This window comes from Serratia marcescens subsp. marcescens ATCC 13880 (assembly GCF_017299535.1).
Classification (GTDB): domain Bacteria; phylum Pseudomonadota; class Gammaproteobacteria; order Enterobacterales; family Enterobacteriaceae; genus Serratia; species Serratia marcescens.
In genome coordinates, this window is the sequence record NZ_CP071238.1 from 1,433,391 (window position 1) to 1,453,859 (window position 20,469).

General features: G+C 57.7%; 22 protein-coding genes and 1 pseudogene. 15 read left to right on the forward strand and 8 right to left on the reverse strand.

Annotated elements, in window-relative coordinates; translation table 11 throughout:
• Nucleotide 1 precedes the first annotated feature (1 nt).
• Genes J0F90_RS06790 through J0F90_RS06825 form a run of 8 tightly spaced genes read left to right on the forward strand, consistent with a single transcriptional unit; the run spans nucleotide 2 to nucleotide 7,947 of the window.
• The gene (locus J0F90_RS06790; RefSeq protein WP_050072209.1) at nucleotides 2–922 is read left to right on the forward strand and encodes a 3-oxoacyl-[acyl-carrier-protein] synthase III C-terminal domain-containing protein; all 921 of its coding nucleotides are present in this window, start codon (nucleotides 2–4) and stop codon (nucleotides 920–922) included.
• The gene (locus tag J0F90_RS06795; RefSeq protein ID WP_161781921.1) at nucleotides 900–2,477 is read left to right on the forward strand and encodes an AMP-binding protein; all 1,578 of its coding nucleotides are present in this window, start codon (nucleotides 900–902) and stop codon (nucleotides 2,475–2,477) included. Before J0F90_RS06790 ends, J0F90_RS06795 begins: the two co-directional genes overlap by 23 nt.
• Complete coding sequence (locus tag J0F90_RS06800; RefSeq protein WP_033640984.1) at nucleotides 2,458–3,378, forward strand: alpha/beta hydrolase family protein; 921 nt, start codon at nucleotides 2,458–2,460, stop codon at nucleotides 3,376–3,378. Before J0F90_RS06795 ends, J0F90_RS06800 begins: the two co-directional genes overlap by 20 nt.
• Entirely contained in the window at nucleotides 3,371–4,297 is a 927-nt protein-coding gene (locus J0F90_RS06805; RefSeq protein ID WP_033640983.1) for a transglutaminase-like domain-containing protein, read from the forward strand. Before J0F90_RS06800 ends, J0F90_RS06805 begins: the two co-directional genes overlap by 8 nt.
• On the forward strand, nucleotides 4,285–5,226 hold the full coding sequence (locus tag J0F90_RS06810) for a ketoacyl-ACP synthase III family protein (RefSeq protein ID WP_227944637.1): 942 nt from the start codon (nucleotides 4,285–4,287) through the stop codon (nucleotides 5,224–5,226). Before J0F90_RS06805 ends, J0F90_RS06810 begins: the two co-directional genes overlap by 13 nt.
• A 24-nt stretch (nucleotides 5,227–5,250) precedes the next feature.
• Entirely contained in the window at nucleotides 5,251–5,559 is a 309-nt protein-coding gene (locus J0F90_RS06815; RefSeq protein ID WP_033640981.1) for a hypothetical protein, read from the forward strand.
• 51 nt (nucleotides 5,560–5,610) lie between these two features.
• Nucleotides 5,611–6,873, forward strand: a complete 1,263-nt coding sequence (locus tag J0F90_RS06820; protein WP_227944636.1) for a pyridoxal-dependent decarboxylase, exosortase A system-associated — start codon at nucleotides 5,611–5,613, stop codon at nucleotides 6,871–6,873.
• A 39-nt stretch (nucleotides 6,874–6,912) separates the two neighbouring features.
• A complete protein-coding gene (locus J0F90_RS06825) occupies nucleotides 6,913–7,947 on the forward strand; it encodes an alpha/beta hydrolase family protein (protein ID WP_033641466.1) in 1,035 nt (344 codons plus the stop codon).
• A 368-nt stretch (nucleotides 7,948–8,315) separates the two neighbouring features.
• Here J0F90_RS06825 and J0F90_RS06830 read toward each other — a convergent pair.
• From J0F90_RS06830 to bhsA (J0F90_RS06840), 3 genes and pseudogenes are all read right to left on the reverse strand, one after another.
• A pseudogene (locus tag J0F90_RS06830) lies at nucleotides 8,316–8,477 on the reverse strand (diaminopimelate epimerase); the annotation flags it as partial.
• Between the two features lie 113 nt (nucleotides 8,478–8,590).
• Nucleotides 8,591–8,848 carry a multiple stress resistance protein BhsA gene (gene bhsA, locus J0F90_RS06835; RefSeq protein WP_016928601.1) on the reverse strand — a complete coding sequence of 86 codons (258 nt, stop codon included), beginning with the start codon at nucleotides 8,846–8,848 and terminating at the stop codon, nucleotides 8,591–8,593.
• Nucleotides 8,849–9,041: 193 nt separating this feature from the next.
• Nucleotides 9,042–9,299, reverse strand: a complete 258-nt coding sequence (gene bhsA, locus J0F90_RS06840) for a multiple stress resistance protein BhsA (RefSeq protein WP_016928600.1) — start codon at nucleotides 9,297–9,299, stop codon at nucleotides 9,042–9,044.
• Between the two features lie 176 nt (nucleotides 9,300–9,475).
• Between bhsA (J0F90_RS06840) and J0F90_RS06845 the strand changes: the two genes are divergently transcribed.
• Complete coding sequence (locus J0F90_RS06845) at nucleotides 9,476–10,120, forward strand: TetR/AcrR family transcriptional regulator (protein ID WP_016928599.1); 645 nt, start codon at nucleotides 9,476–9,478, stop codon at nucleotides 10,118–10,120.
• Between the two features lie 35 nt (nucleotides 10,121–10,155).
• On the opposite strand, the gene J0F90_RS06850 is transcribed toward J0F90_RS06845, so the two are convergent.
• From J0F90_RS06850 to J0F90_RS06865, 4 genes are all read right to left on the reverse strand, one after another.
• On the reverse strand, nucleotides 10,156–10,974 hold the full coding sequence (locus J0F90_RS06850) for a MetQ/NlpA family ABC transporter substrate-binding protein (protein WP_016928598.1): 819 nt from the start codon (nucleotides 10,972–10,974) through the stop codon (nucleotides 10,156–10,158).
• A gap of 19 nt (nucleotides 10,975–10,993) precedes the next feature.
• Nucleotides 10,994–11,662: a methionine ABC transporter permease gene (locus tag J0F90_RS06855; protein ID WP_004939505.1), complete on the reverse strand. Its 669-nt coding sequence runs from the start codon at nucleotides 11,660–11,662 to the stop codon at nucleotides 10,994–10,996.
• Nucleotides 11,655–12,680 (reverse strand): methionine ABC transporter ATP-binding protein, encoded by a 1,026-nt coding sequence (locus tag J0F90_RS06860; RefSeq protein WP_033640979.1) that lies wholly within the window; start codon nucleotides 12,678–12,680, stop codon nucleotides 11,655–11,657. Before J0F90_RS06860 ends, J0F90_RS06855 begins: the two co-directional genes overlap by 8 nt.
• Before the next feature lie 236 nt (nucleotides 12,681–12,916).
• Nucleotides 12,917–13,360 carry an acetyltransferase gene (locus J0F90_RS06865; RefSeq protein ID WP_033640978.1) on the reverse strand — a complete coding sequence of 148 codons (444 nt, stop codon included), beginning with the start codon at nucleotides 13,358–13,360 and terminating at the stop codon, nucleotides 12,917–12,919.
• A 242-nt stretch (nucleotides 13,361–13,602) separates the two neighbouring features.
• Here J0F90_RS06865 and J0F90_RS06870 point away from each other — a divergent pair, with 242 nt between their 5' ends.
• From J0F90_RS06870 to J0F90_RS06880, 3 genes are all read left to right on the forward strand, one after another.
• Nucleotides 13,603–14,475: an oxygenase MpaB family protein gene (locus J0F90_RS06870; RefSeq protein ID WP_016928595.1), complete on the forward strand. Its 873-nt coding sequence runs from the start codon at nucleotides 13,603–13,605 to the stop codon at nucleotides 14,473–14,475.
• A gap of 162 nt (nucleotides 14,476–14,637) precedes the next feature.
• Nucleotides 14,638–15,741: a suppressor of fused domain protein gene (locus tag J0F90_RS06875; RefSeq protein WP_016928594.1), complete on the forward strand. Its 1,104-nt coding sequence runs from the start codon at nucleotides 14,638–14,640 to the stop codon at nucleotides 15,739–15,741.
• Between the two features lie 29 nt (nucleotides 15,742–15,770).
• Entirely contained in the window at nucleotides 15,771–16,298 is a 528-nt protein-coding gene (locus J0F90_RS06880) for a cysteine hydrolase family protein (RefSeq protein ID WP_033640977.1), read from the forward strand.
• A gap of 32 nt (nucleotides 16,299–16,330) precedes the next feature.
• Here the strand turns inward: J0F90_RS06880 and J0F90_RS06885 are convergent, their stop codons facing one another.
• Entirely contained in the window at nucleotides 16,331–17,206 is an 876-nt protein-coding gene (locus J0F90_RS06885) for an NAD(P)-dependent oxidoreductase (RefSeq protein WP_033640976.1), read from the reverse strand.
• A gap of 290 nt (nucleotides 17,207–17,496) precedes the next feature.
• Between J0F90_RS06885 and trpS the strand changes: the two genes are divergently transcribed.
• The 3 genes from trpS (at nucleotide 17,497) to phnD (ending at nucleotide 20,429) form a co-directional block, all read left to right on the forward strand.
• Nucleotides 17,497–18,504, forward strand: a complete 1,008-nt coding sequence (trpS, locus tag J0F90_RS06890; protein WP_033640975.1) for a tryptophan--tRNA ligase — start codon at nucleotides 17,497–17,499, stop codon at nucleotides 18,502–18,504.
• Nucleotides 18,505–18,621: 117 nt separating this feature from the next.
• Nucleotides 18,622–19,455, forward strand: a complete 834-nt coding sequence (phnC, locus tag J0F90_RS06895; protein ID WP_004939485.1) for a phosphonate ABC transporter ATP-binding protein — start codon at nucleotides 18,622–18,624, stop codon at nucleotides 19,453–19,455.
• Between the two features lie 41 nt (nucleotides 19,456–19,496).
• The gene (gene phnD, locus J0F90_RS06900; protein WP_004939482.1) at nucleotides 19,497–20,429 is read left to right on the forward strand and encodes a phosphonate ABC transporter substrate-binding protein; all 933 of its coding nucleotides are present in this window, start codon (nucleotides 19,497–19,499) and stop codon (nucleotides 20,427–20,429) included.
• Nucleotides 20,430–20,469: the final 40 nt, after the last annotated feature.

Below are 20,469 nucleotides of genomic sequence, written 5' to 3' on the forward strand. Positions count from 1 at the left end.
CATGTTCATTCAACACGTTAGCGCACGGCTACCGGCGATATCAGTCAACCTGCTTGAACAGCCAGAGCGGTTTAACCTGACCTCATTCAAGGCGCAGATCTATAAAAAATTCATCGGTATTGAATATGTGCCGGTAGCCGTTCCCGGTGAAATGGAAACGCTACTTGAACAGACCGTGTCTGCGGCTGTGCCAATTGACAGTCGCGAGCGTATCAAGCTGGTCGTGCATGCTCATACCTGCCCGTTGGTCGGCAACTATGGCGCTCTCTCAATGCAGCGCGTCTTACGGCGGCAGCGATTACACAATGCACTGTTTGTCGGTATGTGCGCAAACCGTTGCGCATCAGTTTTCGACGCGATGAGGCTTATCCGGCAGCGTTTGCAGGAACAGCCCGATGCCCTGGCTCTGCTCGTCACGGGTGAGAGTGCGGTAACCCAGGAGCTGAGGCTGGTGGAGAACACCGCAGTGATGGGGGATGCCGCAGGCGCGATGTTGTTCGGTACTCGCGGGCCAGGGAATGAGCTGCTGGCGTGTTGTTCACATACTTATGGTCAGTATGCGCGAGGTGTCTGGCTGGAAGGGGCACCTCGCGCCAGTTACGAGACAAATTATCCCGCCATGATGCTGCAGATTATTCAGCAGACGCTCGCACAGGCGGGGATGACGCTGGATCAGGTGCGCTGGGTTATTCCCCATAACGTAAACCGTAAAAGCTGGATCGAACTGGCGCGGACTATCGATCTGCCACTTTCCCGTCTGATGCTGGCAAACATCCCATTCACGGGGCACTGCTTTGGCAGCGATATGATGCTTAACCTGTCTCACCTGACGTCCACGGGGGCGCTGGAGAAAGGCGACGTTTATCTGATGATAGCCGTAGGATTAGGAGGTTCATTTGGTGCCGCTCTCTTCCGTTACTGAAAATGATGCTCCTCTGTTTATCCGGCGGGTTGAGGAGATTGTCCGGCGTTATCCTGATCATGTTGCGCTATGGGTGGCAGGAGAAACCTACAGTTATGAGCAGCTTTGGCAGGCATCGGCTCTGATTGCCGGAACACTGATGCGTAAAGAGGGCGAGTTCTGCGCCCTGATCGCCAGTAAAAGCTTCGCCAGCTATGCCGCCATTCTGGGCATCATGCGCGCCGGTAAAGGCTACCTGCCCGTGGCCTCGGACGATCCTGTCGATCGTATCGTTGCCGCCCTTGCGCAAATTCACTGTTCCAGCTTGCTCAGTGACAATAGCGGTATGGCATTCGCCGGCATGATTGCCAGCAAATGCCCGGAGGTCACGCCTGTGTCATTGCCGGAAATCATGACGTCTGCGGAAGCCGCCGCCGGGCATAATCTGCCCGGTCCTCAGAAAAATGGCCCGTGCAGCTTATTGTTCACTTCAGGTTCTACCGGCGTGCCGAAAGGCGTGATTACGAGCCATACGGCCTTTGCCGCTTATCTGGATTCCGCGCTGGCAATTTTGTGTCCGCGCCCTGATGACCGCATCTCACAGCTCTCTCCGTTGACCTTTGATTTTTCACTCCACGATATCGGGCTGGCGTGGTGCAGCGGAGCAGCACTGTATGCGATTGACCGTAACGACAGCTTCAGTCTGCCTGGGTTTGTCAGCAGACACCTGCTGACATTCTGGTCATCGGTTCCTTCAGGCTGGCTCAGCATCGAACGGCTGGGCGCTTTACGGCCCGGTAGCCTTGCCTCTTTGCGCACCGTCGTGCTGGGTGGCGAACCGGTACCGCTGGGCCTGATAGCTCGATGTCGTCAGGCTTCGCCTCAGGCTGCGTTTTTTAACATATACGGGCCTACCGAATCGGCGGTAGCGGTCACCATCAGCCGCTGGAGCGATGACTTCCAGGCGCTAGGCGAGTGGCCTCTTGGCTCACCATTACCGGGGAATCACCTGTTACTGCTCGATGATAATCAGCAACCCGTGACTCCGGGAGAGCGAGGCCAAATCTGTATCAGTGGCGTTCAGGTCGCGCAAGGATATGTCGGCGTGCAACCTGCTGGACCATCGAGGTTTATCACGCTACCTGGACAGCAGGGCATGTGGTATTTAACCGGCGATGATGGCATCCAGGATGCCCGGTATGGCCTGTTGTTCCGTGGCCGCCGCGATGCTCAGTGGCAGGTACGTGGTTACCGTGTTGAACGGGGCGAAATTGAAGGTTTGATGCGTAAAGTGGCGGAGACCCCGCACGTCGCGGTACTCCCTGTTACTGGAGAAAATGCCTTGGTCATCAGTATGGCGGTATTTGTCGAAGGTTCTCCTTTCTCAGTAAAAGAGATGCGTCAGCGCTGTCACCAATTTTTGCCCGATTACCTTTTTCCCGGGCAGATCATCGAAATGTCGTTACCGCGCAACCGCAATATGAAAACGGACTATCTCGCGCTGCATCACCATCTGGCGCAGGCATCCTGTGGCGCAAAAACACGGGAGGTACCTGATGCAACATGCTCTGACTGATAGGGGGTGCGGTGTGGCGCATTATGCCTGGCATTCGGTTCTGGGGGACGTATCCGCCAGTCTGTGGTACCCGGCATTCAGCGGAACCGGCAAAGCGGTACATTACCTTCGGGTCCTGCAAGCTCAGGCTGAGGAGGGGGCGATCCCCTGCGGCGCGCGCTGGCCGCTGGTCATCATGTCGCATGGCGCGGGTGGTTCGCGGTTTGATCAATATTATCTCGCGGAATGCCTGGCGGCACGGGGATTTGCCGTGTTGACCGTCGATCATCGCGATATTCAGGACGGGCAACAACGCTGGCGCAATTTACTGACGCGCCCACTGCGTCTGGTTCTCGCTCAACAGGCATTGCGGCAGGAAGGGCTGGCGGAAAATATCGACTTTTCACGCCCGTTATTAATCGGTCACTCAGCGGGCGCATACGATGTGTTGGTGAAGTGTGGCTGTGTGCCACGTTTCGAACTGGAAGAAGAATTCAGCACCGTGCTGACGGAGCTGGGTGCTTTTGACGTCAGCGCCTGCCGCCTGCCTTCGCCGCTTGGCGTCGTGTTAATGGCGCCTGCACTCTCGAACCTGTTTCCGGAAGCATCATTGTCTTCACTGGACATCCCAGCACTGATCCTTTCCGCAGATCAGGATTCCGTGCGCATGCTGGGTACGCCGGCGGATTATGCGGCGCGTCTGCCGACTGTCATCCACCACACTCTGTCCGGTGCCGGCCACTATGCGTTTGTTCACGAGAGTCCTCCGATACTCAGGGCGCTGAACCCTGTGGTGAGCGGTGGCGACGTGCGGCCACGCAAACAACTGCATGAAGAGATCATCAGCCATTTAACGGCTTTCTGCGATCGGTTATGCCATGGAGAGCCAACATTTACCCAGGGAGCAGCACACTATGTTTGACCCAGTCAGTCATTACCGACAGCACACTGCCGTGACCCAGCCGGGGCGTTTTGTCGCTGCGCTGGATGCTTTACCTGACGATGTGGATGGATTGATTGGCGCGGTGCAGAATCTGCTGGTTCATTACCAGACAGATAAAGCGAAACTCTCGCCAGAGATTATCGCTACCCGCAGCGCTGAAGTGGATTTACGCTGGGCAGAGGCAATGCTTAACCGACTGATACAATTACAGGATGGAAACCTGCTTTCACCTCGTGAACCCGCGAAACGGCTGCTGTGCACCTGCCGCGATTTTGCCGTGTTGTTGTGTGCCTTTATGCGCCAAAAGCAGATACCGGCCCGTGTTCGCTATGGCTTCGCGCACGATCAATACAAGCCTGAACGGCCAATGCATGATCATGTGCTGGTGGAATACTGGGATGGACAGCACTGGCGTTATGCCGAAAGTCGTCTGCATGTGCTGCCGGAACCCTTACTGAATATTGAGCAGAAACATTTTCCGCGCGACCTGTTCCTTAGCGGCGGAGAAATATGGCGACAGATCCGGGCCGGCATCCTCAGTGAACGTGCTTTTAGTGGTTACCACTTTAACGACGACTATGGACAGTGGACCGTACGTAACCTGTTTCTGCTCGATATGACTTCATTATGCGGCTACGAGCCCCTGATGTGGGATGCATGGGGCGTATTACTGGAAGAAAAGCCTGGTGCACGGGTTACACACGTTGAGCAGCTGGAGCTGCTCGACAGTCTGGCGCAGCTTAATGTGTGTGATGCATCAGACTGTGCGTCACTGCGTACCGCGTTGTTGTCGTGCTCTGAACTCTGCTGTCAGCACGATGTTCACAGCTTCAGCCCGGTGAAAGGGGCTTACCGCGTCAGTATCCATGAAATCGGGGAGGAGGCATGCGTCCGATGATCATGGAGGGACTGGCCAGCTATCTGCCCGCTACGACGCTGGTGCTTGAGCGCGATTATGAGCGCCTTGGCATTTCGCAGAATCAGGCGCGGGTGTTCAGCCGCATGTATGAACTGCCCAACTGTCCGGTGGAAGAAGGGGATGAACTTAGCATGCTGGTGCAAACCTGCGAGAGTCTGCTGGCAGATGCTCCCCAGTTGCGTCAGCAAATTGACGTTGTGATATATGCTCATACCGGAGCCGTTAGCGGTGTATGGGGGCAGAGCATCGTGACGCAGCTGGTGCGAACCCTGGGGCTGAAGTATGCACAGCCGCTGGCGACCTGCAGTAATAACTGCGTAGCGATCTTTTCTGCTCTGGATTTGGCGAGACATCATCTGCAAAGCGCAGGCTCTGACGCAAAAGCGCTGATTGTGGTGGGAGAAATTGCTGACAATGTTGAATTACGTGTTGTGGCAAATGTGGCGATTGTTGGCGATGGTGCCAGCGCCGGTATTTTCTCATTGTCAGGTTGCGGCCCGAAAATGCAGGCTCATGCGATTCACAACTGGCCAGGCTATGCCCATGGTATCTGGCTGCCGACCAATTCTGACTGCTACAAAGATTTCGAGCTGCACTATCAGCCTCGCCTGAAAGCGGTAATCGATGATGTATTGCGGAAGGCGGACACGGCACTGGACCAGATCAGCTGGATTGTTCCCCACAACGTTAATATATGGATGTGGCGCAAGGCGGCAGCATACCTTGATTTTCCGCTGGAAAAAATATTCCTGAGTAATATTCGCCGAACCGCTCACTGTTTGGGCGCAGACATGTTTATCAATTTTCACTCCCTGCAGGAGAGTGCCGAATTTTCTGCTGGCGACAAAGTGTTGATGGTTTCGGCCGGCGTTGGTGGAGTATTTGGTGCGGCACTTTTTCAGTATTAATTCACTATTAAACGAGGGAGTAGGATGACTAATGAAATAAGCCAGGTGGCAACTTACGGACTAACCACGCTGACGATTATTAAATTATTTACGCTTGCATGGTTATTGGGTGAGGTGCTTATTATCACTTTGTTGTTTACCATCAGAACGCGCAAAGTGATGCGCGTTTCGCTGCCCGGCGGGGTAAATGTTGATAATTCCAGCCGGATAGGGTCGTTAATCGTATTATCTCTGTTCTCACTACTTGCATCTGCAGGGCTGGCGCTGTGCCTGATCGTGGGACAGTGGTTACTGACATTATTCACATCGATTGACGTCAGTTTTTATCTGTAGTTTTTTATTTTTTTAATTACGTTACTGATATTTAAACTAATTTAAGGATAAATGATGACTCAGAACCATAGCGATACCTCTTCAAGTCTTTCCCGGAAAATGGCAGAGAAATTTACTATTGAGAATGACTGCCTGACCATTGGTGGCATCCCTCTTCCCCGGCTGGCACAACAAATTGGGCAAACGCCTTTTTTTGCCTACTCTCGTGAGCTTATAGATCGTCAGGTACAGTTATTAAGAACACATATTCCGGAAAAGATTAGTATTCACTATGCTATTAAAGCTAACCCGTTTGTCCCTGTCATTCATCATTTGTCACGATTGGTTGAAGGGTTTGATGTTGCATCGGCTAATGAAATGGCGCTGGCGTTGAACAGCGGTGTTTCGCCCGAAGATATCAGTTTTGCCGGGCCAGGGAAGACGGTGGAAGAGTTGCAACGAGCAGTGGCCGCTCAGGTGTTACTGAATGTCGAATCAATCACCGAGCTGCAGCGGATCAAAGATATTGCAGTGGAATACGGTATCGCCGCGCGTATCTCACTCCGTATTAATCCTGATTACAATCTCAATTCATCTGGCATGAAAATGGGGGGAGGGCCGCGGCAGTTTGGCATGGATGTTTCTTATGTACAGGATGCCATGATGCTGATCCGCGACAATCCAGGGCAGCTGCATTTCGAAGGTTTTCAGATTTTCCCAGGCTCGCAGAACTTACGCGCTGACTTCCTGATTGAAGCACAGAGCAAGGCGCTGGATCTGGTGATTGAACTGGCGAAAATTGCGCCCGGGCCGGTACGGCGCTTTAATCTTGGTGGCGGATTTGGTGTTCCTTATTTTCAGGGCGACAAAGAGCTGGATGTGGCATCCGTAGGGGAGGCCATGCATGCCCTGGTCGCTAAAGCAGAGCAGCACCTGCCCGAGGCCGAGATCATTCTGGAGCTTGGACGCTTTCTCGTTGCGCCAGCGGGGATCTATGTTGCGAAAATCATTGACCGCAAGGTATCGCATGACGTGACTTATCTGGTCGCAGATGGCGGGATGAACCATCATCTTGCTGCTTCAGGCAACTTAGGTCAGCTTATCCGTCGCAACTATCCAGCCGTCATCGGTAACAGAGTGCAGGGCGAACAACGCGAGGTGGCCAACGTAGTGGGCCCGCTGTGCACACCGCTGGATATTTTGTTGAACCAGGGGGATGTCGCTGTAGCAGGACCGGGGGATTATATTGTTGTTTTCCAGTCAGGCGCTTATGGTCTGACTGCCAGTCCGAACGGTTTTCTTAGCCAGAAAAACGCGGCAGAAGTGTTAGTCTGATTCAAGACAAATTTGTTTGAACAAAAGGTGATGATTTTAATGAGTCAGTTACTCAGCGGTGCAATTAAGTTTATTCGCCATACCGCGCTTTATGCCCTCTGTTCGGGCTTTACATTTTTCGCCTGGGCCCAGCCCGCTGATGAGGCGGGTTTTCGCAGGCTGGCAGTCATTGACCCTGTCGCGAAGAAACCAATGGAAGCGGTCTGGTTCTATCCCGGGAATATGAGCGGGAATACGATGAGCAACTTTGGCCCCTACCATGTGTCGGCACGCAACGCAGTGAAAATGGCACCCGGGCGCTATCCCCTGATTGTAATTTCACACGGCAACGCAGGAAGTTTGTGGAGCCATCATGATCTGGCAACCTCGCTTGCCCGTCAGGGCAATATCGTGATCACCCTGAGTCACCCCGGCGATAATTACAAAGATCAGTCAGGCGCGGGTGCGGCGAGCACCCTGTACGGCCGCCCTCTGCAAATCTCCGCTGCGATTACGGCAGCGCTGAGTACCCCGGATATACGCCAGCATGTTGACGCCGACAAAATTGCTTTTATCGGTTTCTCATCCGGTGGTGAAACGGGATTACTACTGGCAGGTGGCAGGATTGATCCATCACGCTACGTTAGCTACTGTGAAAATCATCAGGCAGAAGCCCTGTGTCTGGCAAAAGGGCATATTAAAAACGATGGTCCCGCTCTCGCACCTGAATCGGACCCGCGCATTAAAGCCTGGGTTCTGATGGCGCCAGTGAGTGCACCTTTCGCCCCTGAGTCCCTTAAAATCTTCACCAAACCGACGCTAATCTTCACTGGTGATAAGGATGAAGAGCTCTCCTGGCGCGAGAACGCCGGCGAGCTGGCAAAAATTCTGCCCGTCAAACCACAACTGAAAGTCATTTCTGGCGCCGGGCATTTTGCCTTCCTTGCCCCCTGCTCGACAGAATTGCGGACTGCCACGCCACTGTTGTGTGAAGATCCACCGGGGATCGATCGAGTGGCTCTGCACAGCATGATTGAGAATGATATCACCCGTTTCCTTACCGGAGTCTGGCAAAAAAGTAAAGGGGGCGCTTAAGGATATTGTAGTACGTGTCACAACGATACGGCCTGGAGTGGCTTAATCAGCAGCAAGTTTACTCGGTTCAGATTCAACGGGTAAGTATAGCGGTTTGCCAACATAATGCCTTTGCTCGCAAACATCCGGCTCTGTCGTATTAAGGTAGCGTCAGATAACATGCTGTTTTTCTGAATTGTTGTCACCTGTAGTGGCAAACTGAATTTGGCCACCTAAGTTGAGGCGATATGCCCACCTCAAAATTTCGCAGGTGAACCAATGGGCAAAGGTAAGCGTACATCGTGTACCGTTTGGTGATTTTCTGACACATTTGCCAAAGTGGTTTCCACCAAAGTAGTAGGAACCACTTTGGCAGATATTCAAAAAGCGGCGTCGCCGCTGTCGATCAGCAGGCCGTCGGAACTGATGCCGTAATGCGGGTGGCACAGCAGGCGGATCTGTTCCTGGCTCAGACGTTCGGCGACCGAGCGGTGGCAGACCAGGTAGTCGTTGCCCAGACCGTGATATTTGTGGAACAGCAGGGGAGTCATGGCGTTGCTCGGCTCAGCGGGAAAAGGTCGCTACAGCTTACAACAGAACGTTGGCGTTAAAGCAAACAAAAGGCGGCCTGAGCCGCCCTTTTGCACGATTGCCGATCCGGCGATTAATTGTAGATGATCGCGGTGCCGTGCAGTTTGTTGTCACCGGTGGTGGCGATGATCTGGAAAGATTTGGCGCCCGCCGCGTCGGCTTTGGCCGCCAGTTTGTTTTCCAGGCTGCTCAGGTCGGACGCGCCGCTGACGGTGACGACGCCGGCTTTTTGCAGGTCGGCGGGTTGCGCGTTAACCAGATCGGCGGCGAAGCTGCCGAAGGAGACGGAGGCCAGTGCGATGGCTGCGATGGTCATTTTCAGGTTTTTCATGGTCTTATTTCCTATCTTTGTTCTTTACGATGTTTGTTTTGTAAGGTCGTTAAATTAATTAACGATCGATAATTTAATGTTAGATGCCGGTTTGACGGATTGCAAGTATTTTTTTAATGCTCGTTAATTAATTTTTTTTACGCCCTGGCGCTGTGAGCAATAAAGGTATGCAGTCCACAGGCTTAATGCTTTGTTATTGATAGATTTCTGCAGTGCCATGCAGCTGGTTGTTACCGCCGGCGCCGATAATGCGGAAGGATTTTGCACCGGCCTGATCGGCTTTGGCGGCCAGGCTGTTTTCCAGCGAGGTCAGATCGGATGCGCCGCTGACGGTGATAACGCCCACTTTCTGCTGGTCAGCCGGTTGGTTCTGAACCAAATCAGCGGCGAAGCTGCCGAAGGAAACGCTGGCCAGAGTGAGGGCTGCTAAGGTTAATTTTAAGTTTTTCATAATGTTAATTCCTTTCCGATAACGGTGAATAGAGGGGTTTAATCCGCTTCGCTAAATTATCTTAACGATCGATAACTAAATGCTAATCGGTTCTCGACGAGCGCGCAATATTTTTTTATAATGATCGTTAAGTTATTTGTGCTAACCCTGCCGTGGAGCGGGATAGGAGAGGAACGATGAGCATCAATGAAGCGGTCTGCGGCAAGAAAAGCCGCGGCAGACCGAAACAATTTGATCGCGATCGGGCGCTGGAAAGCGCGCTCGATCTGTTCTGGCGGCACGGTTATGAAGCCACCTCGCTGGCCGATCTGGTGGAAGTGACCGGCGCCAAGGCGCCGACGCTGTATGCGGAATTCGGCAACAAAGAAGGGATGTTCCGCGCGGCGGTGGAACGCTATTTGCAAAAATACACCACCTGCACCAACCAACTGTTGGAACAGGCGTTGCCGGTGGCCGAGATCGTCGAGGCCTACGTGCGTTCTTCCGTCGAAGTGTTTACCGACCCCGATACGCCGTCAGGTTGTTTTATGGTGTGCGCCTCCGCCGCGCTGTCGTCTGCGTCCGACGACGTCGCCCAGATGCTGCGCAAAAAACATCATGCCCAGGAAGCGGCGCTGAAAGCCTGCTTCGATCGCAAGGTGCAGCAGGGTGAACTGCTGGCGAAGACCGACACCGCGCTGCTGGCGAAGTACGTCATTTGCACCATTGAAGGCATGTCGGTGCAGGCGCGCGAAGGGGCAAGCCGCGGCGATCTGCTGCGGTTGCTGGAGGCGTTGATGCTGGTGTGGCCGCGGCTCAGCCAGATTGGCAATAAGGTGTGACAACCGGCCCGGTTTTCACCGGGCCGTCTAACCCATTACTGATTGACCGGGATCACCGCGCCCTGGTACTTCTCGCGGATAAAGTCCTGAATCGGTTTGGAGTGCAGCACTTTGACCAGCGCCACGATCTCCGGCTTGTTCACGTCGGCTTTGTGCACGGTGATGATGTTGGCGTACGGGTTGTTTTCGCCGCTTTCGACCGCGATCGGATCCTTGGTCGGATTCAGCCCGGCGTCGATGGCGTAGTTGGCGTTGATCACCACCGCGTCGCCTTCGTTGTTGTTATACATCTGCGGCAGCAGCGCGCCTTCAACGTTGGCCTGGAACTTCAGGTGTTTCGGGTTTTCCACCACGTCGGTGATGCGCGCGTCCACTTTGCTCACCCCCGGCTTCAGCTTGATCACGCCTTCCCGTTCAAAAATAGACAGAATGCGGCCTTCTTCCGCCACCGCGTCGCGCATGATGATTTTGCCGTTTTCCGGCAGATCTTTCAGGCTCTTGTACTTCTTCGAGTAGATGCCGATAGGCTCAATATGGATCGCGCCGGCGCTGACGAAGTCGTAGCTCTTGTCGTCGGCGTGGTCTTTCAGCACCGAGTTCAGGTAAGGCACGTGCTGGAAGTAGTTGGCGTCGATGTCGTGGCTGGCCAAGGCGGTGTTCGGCAGAATGTAGTCCTGGAAGCGCTTGATCTGCAGATCGATGCCTTCCTTCGCCAGTATCGGTTTGGCCTGTTCGAGGATCTCGGCGTGTGGCACGTTGGAGGCGCCGACCACCAGCTTGGTCGCCGCGGCGGCGCCGTAAGAGGCGAGGGTGGCGACAGAGGCGAAAGCCAACATCAGTAGGTGCTTTTTCATCATCGTTTTCCTTGGTTAATTAACGTTTATCGAGCGTTCTTGTCAGGGTGTCGCCAATGAACTGAATGACGAAAACGATCAGCAGGATCGTCAGCGTCGCCACCAGCGTCACGTCACTGTGGTTGCGTTGGAAGCCTTCCAGATAGGCCAGATTGCCCAGGCCGCCGGCGCCGATCACCCCGGCCATCGCGGTGTAGCTCACCAGCGCGATCAGGGTGACGGTGATGCCGGAAACCAGCGCCGGCGAGCTTTCCGGCAGCAATACGCGGAAAATCAGGGTGCGGTTTTTGGCGCCCATCGAGCGCGCCGCTTCGATCACTCCTTTGTCGACCTCGCGCAGCGCGATCTCCACCAGCCGGGCGTAGAACGGCGCCGCGCCGACGATCAGCGCCGGCAGGGCCGCGTCCGCGCCGAGAATGGTGCCGATCAGCGACTTGGTGAATGGGATCAGCAGCACGATCAGAATGATGAACGGGATAGAGCGGAAGACGTTGACCAACACGGAGATCAGCGAGTAGACCGCCCGGTTCTGCAACAGCTGGCCCTTCGAGGTTAAAAACAGCAGCACGCCGAGCACGATGCCCAGCACCAGCGTGGCCAAACCGGCGATGCCGGTCATGTATAGCGTTTCCCAGGTGGCGTCCCACAGTTGGTCCAGACGCAGGTGGGGGAACAGGGATTCAATCATGTTGGATAACCTCGACGGCGATGTCTCTTTCGTGCAGCAGGTTGAGCATGTCGGCGACTTGTTGTTCATTGCCTTCGGCGTGGATGTACAGTTCGCCGAACGAACCGTTGAGGGTGTGGCTGATCTTGCCGTGCAGAATGTTGACGGTCAGGGCGTAGCGCCGGATCACTTCAGAGATCACCGCCTGATGGGTTTGCACGCCGACGAAGGTCAGCTTGAAAATCGCCCCCGGCAGGTGGGCGGTGAGCTGCGGGTTGAAGCTCTCTTCGGTGTCCGCATACTGCGACACCTGTTTGACGAACTGTCGGGTGATCGGCTGCTGCGGCCGGGTGAACACGTCAAGCACCGGGCCTTCTTCGACGATGCGGCCGTTTTCCATCACCGCCACGCGGTGGCAGATTTTGCGCACCACGTGCATCTCGTGGGTGATTAGCACGATGGTCAATTTCAGCTGACGGTTGATGTCCAACAGCAGGTCGAGAATGGCGTCGGTGGTCTGCGGATCGAGCGCCGAGGTGGCCTCGTCGCACAGCAGCACGCTCGGGTTATTGGCCAGCGCGCGGGCGATGCCGACGCGCTGCTTTTGGCCGCCGCTGAGCTGCGACGGGTAGGCGTTTTCGCGCCCCTGCAGGCCGACCAGCGCGATCAGTTCCGCCACGCGCGGCGCAATCTGCGCCTTGGGCACGCCGGCGATCTGCATGGAAAACGCGATGTTCTGGCTGACGGTGCGCGACCACAGCAGGTTGAAGTGCTGAAACACCATGCTGATTTTCAGGCGCGCCTGGCGCAGATGGCTGCCTTTGGCGCGGGCGATATCAAAACCGCCCACGTCAATGCGGCCGCTGGTGGGCGTTTCCAGACCGTTGAGCAGGCGGATGAGGGTGCTTTTGCCGGCGCCGCTGTAGCCGATGATGCCGTAAATTTGCCCGGCCTCTACCGCCAGGCTGACGTTGTCTACCGCCACGACGCGGCCCTGTGTGCTGTCAAAAGTTTTGCAAACGTTCGAAAGAACGATCATAGCGAAGCGGATCCTTATCGATACATCACAGCATTCCGTCCAGAGCGCGGTGCGCCGGACAGAGATCGTTCGGCTTTTCGGCTGACGGAACCTCTGTTGCGGGTGAATACCGGGCAATCCTACCGAGGGTTTATAGTGACAGGAAGAATGTAAAATCTATTACTTATTCTGATTTGATATATAAGGCAGCGGGGGAGGCGGGGGAAGAAACCGGCCGCAGGGCGGCCGGCGGAGGGCTAGCGTTTTTCCAGCTTCATGTGCAGCAGCGGGAACGGGTTGCCCTGGCCGTCGAGCGGCGAGCGGCCGGTGATGACAAACCCGTAGTGGCGGTAGAAGCCGCTGGCCTGCGGATTTTGCTCGTTCACGTCCAGCTGCAGCTCATCGTGCAGCGTTTCCGCGTGGGTCAGCAGCGCTTTGCCCACCCCTTTGCCGCGCTGATCGGCGTCGATAAACAACATCTCCACCTTGTTGCCGTTCAGGCCGATAAAGCCGCAGGGATGCCCCGGGCGTTCTTCGGCCACCCAAACGTTGACCGCCGGCAGGTAGTCGTTCAGCACCAGCGGGAACAGCTGCGCGATGTTGTCTTCGGTTAAAAAATGGTGGGTGGCGCGCACCGAACGCAGCCAGATATCTGCCAATTGCGCGTTGTCTTCCGCCACGCGTGCTCTGATGGTAATCATCGAACTCTCTGCTATCTAAGTTGAAGGAAAAGAAACTAGATAGAGGTTTTGTGGGGTTAGTGCCGAATTAACGTGGGTTAACGCCCTGCAAAGCGCCTCTGCAGTGGATCGAATAGGTCCGCCTTGTTGCAAGCGGTATAACAACTGTAATTCAGTAAGTTAATGCTTTCAACCGCCGCAGGGCGCAATGAGGCGATCGCCGCGTGATACACTGGCCGCTGAACCAGCAAGAGGGCGGCAGGATGGAAGCGGTACGCGCAGCGATAGAGAAACAGGTGCTCAGCCTGACCGGGCTGGCGCTCGGCGGCGTCGATTTTGAGAATCCGCCCGGCGATCCGGGGCTGTTCGGCCCGCAGTCTGTCATCTGGCAGGTACATCGCGATTTCACGCCGATGCTGTGCGGCGGCGTCAGCGCCTTGCTGCTGCAAATGCTGCACCCGCTGGCGCTGGCCGGCGTATGGGATCACTCCAATTTTCGCGACGATATGATCGGCCGCCTGCGCCGCACCAGCCAGTTCGTGTCGGTCACCACTTTCGGCCCGACCGCCGAGGCGGAGCGGCTGATCGCCAAAGTCAAAGCCATCCATCTGCGGGTAACCGGCGTCGGCGGCGACGGCACGCCTTATGCCGCCAGCGATCCGGCGCTGCTGACCTGGGTGCACGTGGCGGAGAGCAGCCGCTTTCTGGCCAGCCACCTGCGCTACCGTAACCCCCATCTTTCCCGCGATTTGCAGGATCAATACTATCGTGAAGCGGCGCGCGTGGCCGCCGCGCTGGGAGCCACTGCAATACCTCAGTCCTGCGCGGAGGTCGAAGAATACCTGCAGGCGATGCGGCCGCAGCTGGTGTGCGATGAACGCACCCAAGAGGTGGCGCGCATTCTGCTGAAGGCGCCGGCGCCGAGCGCGTTGGCGCGCCCGCTCGGCGGGGTGGTGATGCAGGCGGGCATCGATCTGTTGCCCGACTGGGCGCAGCGGCAGTTCGGTTTTCATCCGGGCGCGCTGCGGCGGCGGCTGGTGCGAACGGGCGCCGCCGGTTTGGGCAAGGTGCTGGGCGCGTCGATGCGCAACGGTTCCTATCAGCGCGCGGTGCGGCGCATCACTCGGCCGTCATGAGCCGCAGCCGCTATAATTAGCCTTTGTTTATCTTCGTTTACGGCCGTTTTTGAGACTTTTACGGGTGATCCGGCCAGTAATGCGTTTTACACTTGGGGCAAAGCCACATTCCATTTTTGGCGCGCAGCCGATTCTGCCGCGCCCTGACCCTATTGAGGTGATATGAACGAGTCATACGTACTTGCTGAAGTCAGCAATGAGAACCAGACGCTGGTCGCGGTGGTTCAGCAAGATCACCGGGCAGCCTATTTTTACATCTATCCCGCCGAAGCCTACAGCGATCGCTATCAGGTGCGCGCCTGCTGGCTGCGCAACCTGGCCGCCGCGCCGCTGCAGGAGGATCGCGCCGCGTTGGAACAAGGGCAGCCGCCGATGCTGGCGGCGGAGTTTTGCCGCAACCTGGAAGGGGAAGCGCCGCTGAACCCGGAAGGGCTGATGGTGGTGTGGAGCGAAAGCGACGACGGCGCGGCCCTGTGGTATTACGGCCAACTGCTGGCGGTGATCCCCGGCTGGAGCCTGTATATCGACCATTCGGTGTGCTATTCGGCCAGCTGCATCAAGGAGAGCCCACTGGCCTATCCGCTCGGTTCGGCCTCGACCAACACGCAATATGCGCAGGCGGAAAGCACCCGGCAGTTTTGGCGCAGCTGGCAGCGTGAAGAGGGCAATCCGTGGCCGAAGATGCAGCGCGATTTTCAGGCGCGCTATGAGCAGCATTTCGGCCCTTCGGTAAAATATTACGCCATCGATCAGGGCAAGTGGCCGCCGATGGCCATCACTCAGCACGAGCGCGACGGCATCTATTACTTCCTCACCATGGGGGTCAGCATCCGGCCGATGCCGTGGGTGGAGATCCTGTTCAACGACGAGGCTTCGCGCTATCGCCGCATGGAGATGGCGATCGCCATCGACAGCCAATACATGACCGAAGACAACGCGGTGCAGATGGCCAGCGCGCTGGCCGGCTTCGCGCACGCGCCGTGGGCGCGGTTGACCTGGATCGGCGAAGGGCACACGCTGGAGTCCGACGTGGCGCCGTTGGGCTACGAAGGCTATATTTTATCGTCGTCCTTCTATCCGCATCACGCGCACCTGGCGTTGCCGCAGCAGTACGGCGACCCGGTGAACCTGTTTTGGGCCAGCCCGGTGTTTACCGCCGAGCGCCAGCTGGCGCACGCCACGCCGAACGGCGGGCACGATCTGGTGAACCGGCTGCGCGAGCAGGGCGTTGACCACATTTTCCGCCCGCGCCAGCCGGTGTGCTGACGCCATTTATCTTCTCTTCGGGAGCCGCCATGACCACCGCGCTGTTGATTATCGATGTGCAGGAAGGGTTGTTTACGCCGCCGCCGGCGGATGCCGCGGGCACCGTTGCGCGCATCAATCAGTTGAGCGAGCGCGCCCGCCGGGCGGGCGTGCCGGTTGTCGTGATTCAGCACCACACGCCGGACGACGAACTGCCGCACGGCAGCGCCGCCTGGCAAGTGCTCGCGGCGCTGAAGGTGGCGCCGGGCGACCATCGGGTGGATAAAACCACGCCGGACTCCTTCCTGCGCACCTCGCTCGGCGCGTTGCTGATCGCCAACGGCGTATCGCAGCTGGTGGTTTGCGGCTACTCCACGCCGTTTTGCATCGATACCACGGTGCGCAGCGCCGCGGCGCGCGGCTATCCGGTGACGCTGGCGGCGGATGCGCACACCTGCCACGACAAATCCTATGCCGACGGTTTGCTGATCCGCACCCACCATAACGAGACGCTGTCGAATATCGACAGCTTCGGCGTGCCGATTCGCGCCGTGCCCGCGGCGGACATCGTGTTCTGAGAACGGAAAACGGGGGCCAGCGCCCCCGTTCGTTATTTCAGGCCCGCTCGCCGCGCCGCCACCTTGGCCAGCGCCGCCCAGTCCAGATCCGCATCCCCCTGCGCCATCGCGTCGAGGAAGTTGTCTTTCAGCACCCCGGCGAACGGCATCGGCGTATGGCTGTCGGCGCCGGCGGCCAGCGCCAGCCCGACGTCCTTCAGCCCCAGCGCCAGCCGGAATCCGGCGGGTGAATACTTCTCGGCGGCGATCAGCGCGCCATAGCCCTGGTAAGCCGGGGCGGCGAAGACGGTGCCGCTCAGCATCTGCAGGTAGTCGGCGCCGGACACGCCATAGTTGCGCACCAGCGCGCTGCCTTCCGCCATCGCTTCAATGGCGCTGGCCAGCGTAAAGTTGGTGGCGATTTTGACCACGTTGGCCTGCGCCGGATCGGCGCCGAAGTGCCAGGTTTTCTGGCCGAGGGCATCGAACAGCGGCTGCGCTTGCTTCAGCCGCTCGCTATCGCCGGCCGCCAGAATATTCAGCTTGCCGGCGGCGGCCACGTCGACCCGCCCCAGCACCGGCGCGGCGAGGTAGCCGATGCCGTGTTCCGCATGCAGCGTCGTCAGGCGTTTGGCGAGTTCGACCGAGATGGTCGCCATATTGATATGCAGCGCGCCCGGTTTCATCCGCTGCAGCAATCCGCTGTCCACCACCACCTGCTGCGTGGCGGCATCGTCGGCCAGCATGGTGATCAGCACGTCGGCATCGGCCAACTGTTCCGGCCGTTCGGCCTGCCGTGCGCCGGCGCTCACCAACGGCTGCGCCGCCTGCGGCGAGCGGTTCCATACCGTTAAGGCGAAGCCCGCCTGCAACAGGTTGGCCGCCATGGCGCTGCCCATCCCACCCAGTCCGGCAAATCCGATCTTCATCATGCGCTCCTTTTTCAGGTTGAAGGTTTTACCCTAGCGCGCCAGGCCAGGAACGCAAATGCCGGAGTGTAACGCCGTCTTACGCGCCGGCGGCGGGCTATTGACGCGCTGCCGCGGCGGGTATACCTTGATGGCATGAATATATCGATGCACTCCACCCACAATCAGTCATGGTGGCGCCTCTTCTGAGGCGGCACGAGTATTCACATCTCTTTTTAATGCCGCCGGTTTGGCGGCATTATTTTTTGTGGCGTTGATCCGGCGGTCTACAGACCTTCAGGAGCACTGTCATGAGCTACACCATTCTTACCGGCGATCGCGCCACCGGCCCACTGCATTTAGGCCACTTCGTCGGCTCGCTGCGCCAGCGCGTCGCACTGCAGCACCAGCATAACCAAACGGTGATGGTGGCGGATCTGCAGGGCCTGACCGACAACGGCAACAACCCGCAAAAAATCAGCGCCAACGTGCTCAACGTCGTGGCCGACTATCTGGCGGTCGGCATCGATCCGCACAAGACCACGATCTGCCTGCAGTCGGCGCTGCCGGCGTTGGCCGAACTGACGATGTACTACCTTAATCTGGTCAGCGTGGCGCGGCTGGAACGCAACCCGACGGTGAAAAACGAAATCGCCGAGAAGGATTTCGCCCGCAGCCTGCCGGCCGGTTTTCTGATCTATCCGGTCAGCCAGGCGGCGGACATCACCGCCTTCGGTGCCACCCACGTGCCGGTCGGCGAGGATCAACTGCCGATGCTGGAGCAAACCAACGAGATCGTGCGGCGCTTCAACCACATCGTCGGCCAACCGATATTAACGGAGTGCCAGCCGCTGTTGAGCAACGTCGGGCGTCTGCCGGGGCTGGACGGGCAGGGCAAGATGTCGAAATCGCGCGGTAACGCCATCCCGCTTGGCGCCGGCGCCGACGAGGTGCACAAGGCGGTGATGAGCATGTTCACCGATCCCGGCCATCTCAACGTCAGCGATCCCGGCCGGGTGGAGGGCAACATGGTGTTCACCTATCTGGACGCCTTCTGCGAAGACGCCGCGCTGGTGGCGGAACTGAAGGCGCACTACCGCCGCGGCGGGTTGGGGGACGTGAAGATCAAACGGCTGCTGGAGGATTGTCTGCAGAGCCTGCTCGAACCGATCCGCACCCGCCGCGCCGAATTCATCGCCGATAAAGGCGAGCTGACGCGCATCCTGCAGCACGGCACCCGCCGCGTGCATCAGGTCAGCCAGCGGACGCTGCAGCAGGTCAAGGCGGCGCTGGGGCTGGACTTCTTCACCCTGGCGTGAGGTGCACACCGGGGCGGCACGCGTCACGCCCCGGCCATAAAACCATCATCCCACTGTCATAAACTTATCCGTTAATAGGTGCCCATAATGATTAGCCACTGAAACCAGAGAAATCATATGGCTCAGGCACTGTTAAAATTGGCGCAGCACGAGTTCCCAGGACAGCACGCCGCCGCATCCCGCAAAGTGTTATCGGTAAAGGGGCTCGGCAAAGCTTACAAAGCGCAGCAGCGCGTGCTGGATGACATCAATTTCGATCTGCACGCCGGCGAATTCGTGGCGGTGATCGGCCGCTCCGGCGCGGGCAAGTCCACGCTGTTGCATACCCTCAACGGCACCATTCCTTCCAGCTGCGGCGAGATGCTGCACTTCGAAGACGATGGCGTGGCGCAGGATATCGCCCAGCTTGCCGGCCGCCAGATGCGCCAGTGGCGCGCGCGCTGCGGCATGATCTTCCAGGACTTCTGCCTGGTGCCGCGGCTGGACGTGATGACCAACGTGCTGCTGGGGCGCCTGAGCCACACTTCCACCCTGAAATCCTTCTTCAAACTGTTCGATGACGCCGACCGCGCTCGCGCCATCGAGCTGTTGCAGTGGCTCAACATGCTGCCGCACGCGCTGCAGCGCGCCGAGCACCTCTCCGGCGGTCAGATGCAGCGCGTCGCCATCTGCCGCGCGCTGATGCAAAACCCGCAAATCCTGCTGGCCGATGAGCCGGTGGCGTCGCTCGATCCGAAAAACACCCGCCGCATCATGGACGCGCTGCAGAAAATCAGCGAAGACGGCATCGCGGTGATGGTGAATCTGCACTCGGTCGAACTGGTGAAAGAGTATTGCTCGCGGGTGATCGGCATCGCCCACGGGAAGATCGTGTTTGACGGGCATCCTTCGCAACTGAACGAACGGATCCTGCACCAGCTGTATGGCGAAGAAGCCAATCAGATCCATTGAAGCACTTTTGACCTTTACCCTTTACACACAAGGCACACCTGATGAAAAAAGTATTGAGTCTGACCACCCTGATGGCCGGCGCGATGATGGTATTTAATGCTGCCGCAGCGGATGCGCCGAAAGAGCTGAACCTGGGCATTCTCGGCGGCCAGAACGCCACCCAGCAGATCGGCGATAACCAATGCGTGAAGCAGTTCCTGGACAAAGAGTTGAACGTCGATACCAAGCTGCGCAACTCGTCCGACTATTCCGGCGTGATCCAGGGCCTGCTGGGCGGCAAGATTGACCTGGTGCTGAGCATGTCGCCGTCGTCGTTCGCCTCGGTCTACATCAAGGATCCGAAAGCGGTGGACATCGTCGGCATCGCGGTCGACGACGTTGACCAGTCGCGCGGCTACCACTCGGTGGTGGTGGTGAAGGCCGGCAGCCCGTACCAGAAACTGGAAGACCTGAAAGGCAAGGCCATCGGCTTCGCCGATCCGGATTCGACCTCCGGCTTCCTGATCCCGAACCAGGCGTTTAAAAAGCTGTTCGGCGGCACGGTCGACAACAAATACAACAACACCTTCTCCAGCGTCACCTTCTCCGGCGGCCACGAGCAGGACATCCTCGGCGTGCTGAACGGCCAGTTCGAAGGCGCGGTGACCTGGGCGTCGATGATTGGCGACTACAACACCGGCTACACCAGCGGCGCGTTCACCCGCATGATCCGCATGGATCACCCGGACCTGATGAAGCAGATCCGCATCATTTGGCAGTCGCCGCTGATCCCGAACGGCCCGATCCTGGTGAGCAACTCGCTGCCGGCCGACTTCAAGGCCAAAGTGGTCACCGCCATCAAGAAGCTGGATAAAGACGATCACGCGTGCTTTATCAAAGCGATGGGCGGCAAACAGCACATCGGCGACACTACCCTGGCGGAATACCAGACCATCATCGATATGAAGCGCGAGCTGACCAAAGGCGACCGTTAATTCCCGGCTGCCTCGGCCGTTCGAATGAAGGGGTTCAGCA

Coding starts and splice junctions, on each gene's coding strand:
- J0F90_RS06790 (WP_050072209.1), top strand. CDS start 2: ATGTTCATTCAACACGTTAGCGCACGGCTACCGGCGATATCAGTCAAC.
- J0F90_RS06800 (WP_033640984.1), top strand. CDS start 2,458: ATGCAACATGCTCTGACTGATAGGGGGTGCGGTGTGGCGCATTATGCC.
- J0F90_RS06805 (WP_033640983.1), top strand. CDS start 3,371: ATGTTTGACCCAGTCAGTCATTACCGACAGCACACTGCCGTGACCCAG.
- J0F90_RS06810 (WP_227944637.1), top strand. CDS start 4,285: ATGCGTCCGATGATCATGGAGGGACTGGCCAGCTATCTGCCCGCTACG.
- J0F90_RS06815 (WP_033640981.1), top strand. CDS start 5,251: ATGACTAATGAAATAAGCCAGGTGGCAACTTACGGACTAACCACGCTG.
- J0F90_RS06820 (WP_227944636.1), top strand. CDS start 5,611: ATGATGACTCAGAACCATAGCGATACCTCTTCAAGTCTTTCCCGGAAA.
- J0F90_RS06825 (WP_033641466.1), top strand. CDS start 6,913: ATGAGTCAGTTACTCAGCGGTGCAATTAAGTTTATTCGCCATACCGCG.
- bhsA (WP_016928601.1), bottom strand. CDS start 8,848: ATGAAAAACCTGAAAATGACCATCGCAGCCATCGCACTGGCCTCCGTC.
- bhsA (WP_016928600.1), bottom strand. CDS start 9,299: ATGAAAAACTTAAAATTAACCTTAGCAGCCCTCACTCTGGCCAGCGTT.
- J0F90_RS06845 (WP_016928599.1), top strand. CDS start 9,476: ATGAGCATCAATGAAGCGGTCTGCGGCAAGAAAAGCCGCGGCAGACCG.
- J0F90_RS06850 (WP_016928598.1), bottom strand. CDS start 10,974: ATGAAAAAGCACCTACTGATGTTGGCTTTCGCCTCTGTCGCCACCCTC.
- J0F90_RS06855 (WP_004939505.1), bottom strand. CDS start 11,662: ATGATTGAATCCCTGTTCCCCCACCTGCGTCTGGACCAACTGTGGGAC.
- J0F90_RS06860 (WP_033640979.1), bottom strand. CDS start 12,680: ATGATCGTTCTTTCGAACGTTTGCAAAACTTTTGACAGCACACAGGGC.
- J0F90_RS06865 (WP_033640978.1), bottom strand. CDS start 13,360: ATGATTACCATCAGAGCACGCGTGGCGGAAGACAACGCGCAATTGGCA.
- J0F90_RS06870 (WP_016928595.1), top strand. CDS start 13,603: ATGGAAGCGGTACGCGCAGCGATAGAGAAACAGGTGCTCAGCCTGACC.
- J0F90_RS06875 (WP_016928594.1), top strand. CDS start 14,638: ATGAACGAGTCATACGTACTTGCTGAAGTCAGCAATGAGAACCAGACG.
- J0F90_RS06880 (WP_033640977.1), top strand. CDS start 15,771: ATGACCACCGCGCTGTTGATTATCGATGTGCAGGAAGGGTTGTTTACG.
- J0F90_RS06885 (WP_033640976.1), bottom strand. CDS start 17,206: ATGAAGATCGGATTTGCCGGACTGGGTGGGATGGGCAGCGCCATGGCG.
- trpS (WP_033640975.1), top strand. CDS start 17,497: ATGAGCTACACCATTCTTACCGGCGATCGCGCCACCGGCCCACTGCAT.
- phnC (WP_004939485.1), top strand. CDS start 18,622: ATGGCTCAGGCACTGTTAAAATTGGCGCAGCACGAGTTCCCAGGACAG.
- phnD (WP_004939482.1), top strand. CDS start 19,497: ATGAAAAAAGTATTGAGTCTGACCACCCTGATGGCCGGCGCGATGATG.